Source organism: Endozoicomonas sp. YOMI1, from assembly GCF_024606345.1.
Taxonomy (GTDB): domain Bacteria; phylum Pseudomonadota; class Gammaproteobacteria; order Pseudomonadales; family Endozoicomonadaceae; genus Endozoicomonas.
Window position 1 is genome coordinate 1 of the sequence record NZ_JAHHPM010000009.1, and the last position, 3,398, is coordinate 3,398.

3 protein-coding genes are annotated in these 3,398 nt (G+C 49.8%); 1 reads left to right on the forward strand and 2 read right to left on the reverse strand.

What is annotated here, in order from left to right; all coding sequences use genetic code 11:
• Positions 1-105: 105 nt before the first annotated feature.
• Complete coding sequence (locus tag KDK15_RS00250) at positions 106-1,182, reverse strand: patatin-like phospholipase family protein (protein WP_257293364.1); 1,077 nt, start codon at positions 1,180-1,182, stop codon at positions 106-108.
• 32 nt (positions 1,183-1,214) lie between these two features.
• A complete protein-coding gene (gene puuE, locus KDK15_RS00255; RefSeq protein ID WP_257293365.1) occupies positions 1,215-2,141 on the reverse strand; it encodes an allantoinase PuuE in 927 nt (308 codons plus the stop codon).
• A 176-nt stretch (positions 2,142-2,317) separates the two neighbouring features.
• Here puuE and alc point away from each other — a divergent pair.
• Positions 2,318-3,398, forward strand: a 1,081-nt coding sequence (gene alc, locus KDK15_RS00260) for an allantoicase (protein ID WP_257293366.1), incomplete at its 3' end; no start/stop codon positions are given.

Sequence of the window (3,398 nt, forward strand, 5' to 3'; positions counted from 1 at the left end):
GCCACGGAGGCACGGAGTCACAGAGGAAAAGATTTTTTCTTTTCTCCGTGCCTCCGTGGCACGGTTTTTTCTTTACTGGATAACATCGGAAATGTGTAAGTTATTTCAGGACAGTTCCTTAACCACCTGTCGTACTTTATCACCCGCGACCAGCTCCAGAAACTCATCCCCCAGCTGCCTGCTCTCATTAACAACCCGTTGCCAGTAACGCACCCGTTCATCATAGGTAAACCGGGCAAAGTCATTGCGATCGGGTATTTTTCCATAGGGAAGCCGGTCAACAAATGCCTGTGAAGGAGAAACCAGCACCAGATTGCCGGTATTCTGTGGCAATGGCCTGCGATGCTTTAGGGCCTTATCAAACCAGCCGGGAATCATCCTTGAGTAAAAGTGTGGATAAAGCACCAGACCATCACCCTGATGAAAACGCATATCGAAGTGGTAATCGGTAAGCCCGCCATCCCGATAGCAGCCTGCAGGTGCGCCAGAGATATTCATCACACCCTTCATCACGGCAGGAATGGAGCCAGAGGCCATGATGGCATCCACCAAGTTGCTTTCTGTCAGTCGCACACGCTCGGTTGGCAGGTCACTGGCGTGATAAAACGCGGGCTTCTCTGAAGTGTCATATGCCGGATGATAGAAAAGAGTACGGGTAAAAAATGACGACAAATGTTTTCTATTAATCAGGTTACCGGTAGCGGCAAGTCCCAGACCCGCTATTTGCAGTGGTTTACGCTCAGACGCCGTCAGTCCATGGCTTCTTACGGCAATCAGATTAAAGCGGAAAACGGGATTATTAAGAATCTGTCCGACGCTTTCAGATGAAACGATAGTTTCTACCAACTCTCTGGCTTTACGGCTTATTTCAGCAGGATCTGGCTGCTCGGAATAATGGGTATAAAGATAGCCCTGTTCAAAACGCTCATGGGCAGCCAGAGGATCATCCTGACAGTAACAGCTGAAGCGCCAGCTGCCGGCAGACGTGCCAATAAGATCCAGCGGTGAGGTTCTATCGCGGAAGTATTCGCCCAGCAAGGCTTTATCCAGACCACTGAGCACAAACCACTTTGGACCACCAGAAGCGCCTGCCATGACTTTGACACTCTCCTGAGGCAAACCATTGACACGAATATGGTCCAATGCCTTTGCTCCGGCGTGAATATCAATCAGACTGCCCATACACCGCTCTCCCTGAAAATTCCCAACCAGTTTTATCGATTATAAGGATGATGAGTATGCCAGTGTTGGGCAATCTGTTCCCGTGTACATAGCCATACTTGCTCCCTGGATTGCACATAATCCAGAAAACGAGCCAGGGCAGCAGCTCTTCCCGGTCGTCCAACCAAACGACAATGAAGGCCTACTGACAGCATTTTGGGAGCAGTAGCACCTTCTTCATAAAGTACATCGAAAGCGTCTTTGAGATAACTGAAGAACTGATCGCCACTGTTAAAACCCTGGGCTGTGGCAAAACGCATATCATTGCAGTCCAGCGTATAGGGAACCACCAACTGGGGTTTAGCAAACCGGGTATCCCAGTAGGGAAGGTCATCGGCATAGCTATCGGCGTGATATAAAAACCCTCCCTCTTCCACCACCAGCTGTTCGGTATTTGGACTGCAACGTCCGGTATACCAGCCGGTTGGGCGCTTACCGGTTACTTCGGTGTGCAGACGAATCGCTTCCTGCAAATGACGACGCTCTTCGTCAATGTCCATAAACTGATAGTCAATCCAGCGATAAGCATGGCTGGCAATCTCCCAATCGGCATCCAGCATGGCTCTGACGGCCTCAGGATTGCGTGCCATGGCTACACCGTACACAGTGACCGGTATCTGTCTCTGGGAGAAAAGCCGGTGAAGTCGCCAGAAGCCGGCCCTTGAGCCGTACTCATAGATCGACTCCATACTGATATGACGCATACCCTTATGAGCTGGAGCCCCAATAATTTCCGAAAGAAATGCCTCCGATGCCTCATCACCATGAAGAATACAGTTCTCGCCGCCTTCTTCATAATTGATAACAAACTGAACCGCTATTCTGCTATTACCCGGCCACTGCGGATCCGGAGTCGTTTGGCCATAACCAACCAGATCTCTTGGGTAGTCATCTGTCGTTAAAAGAGGGTCGAACGTCATTGGGCTCTCCATTTTTTTATTGCCTGCCTGATGGGTTCTATGGCATAAATGCTCAAAAAATTGACCAAATAGTCAAATAATAAAACCTATTCTATCAGGATAAAGTGGTACAAGGCTCATACAAGTTTGCCGCTATCAATGCACTGAAAAATAATAACAGCAGGTTCAACACATTAATGAATAACTGTTCTGATGATCTCGCCGTACAGTGGCAGCTGACAAGAATTGATCTGGCAGCCCGTGCGCTGGGTGGTGATGTTCTTGATTGCAGCGATGATTTCTTTGCCGAAAAAGATAACCTGCTGCTGGATGAAGATCCGGTATTTCTGCCTGAAAAGTATACGGCCTACGGCAAATGGATGGATGGCTGGGAGTCACGCCGACGTCGTGACGCACCAGGTTATGAAGGCTGTGACTGGGTGATTGTGCGCCTGGCTGCAGTGGGTGAAATCGAAGCGCTGGATATTGATACACGTCACTTTAAAGGTAATGCCCCCGGTGCTGTGCAGCTGGACTACCTGCTTGATGACGCCGATCCCAGCGAACAGAGCAACTGGCTGCCACTGACGGATCGGGTAGACGTAAAGCCCGATTGCAGAAACCTGATTACTCTGGATCAGCCCGCTCTTCAACCAAGAGTAGCCAGCCATATTCGTCTGAGAATTTACCCCGATGGTGGTGTCGCCCGTCTTCGGGTTTATGGCAAGGTTCATCCTGATCAGCGCTATCGCTTACCCGGTGAGCCTTTAGATCTGGCGGCACTGATGAACGGTGGCCGCTCCCTAGCCTGCAGCGACTCATTCTTCAGCCCTATGCAAAACCTGTTACTGCCAGGGCGTGGTGCCGATATGCATAACGGCTGGGAAACCAAACGTCGGCGGCAGGGTGGCAATGACTGGATGATTGTCAAGCTGGCTCTGCCCGGAACTATTCATCGCATAGAAGTGGATACCTTACACTTTAAAGGTAACTACCCTGACCGTTGCAGCCTGGAGGCCTGTACCTTTGATGGGGATAACCCTGAAGATGCAACAGATCCTGTCCAATGGCATACCATTCTCCCGGAACAAAAACTGCATGCTCATCGCAATCATCGTTTCTTGAATGAGTTACAAAATACGGAACAACCATACACCCATGTGCGTCTGAATATATTCCCTGATGGTGGTGTATCAAGGCTTCGCGTTCTTGGTTATGAGAGTGGTTATGAGAGTGGTTATGAGAGCGGTTATGAGAGTGGTTATGAGAGCGGTTATG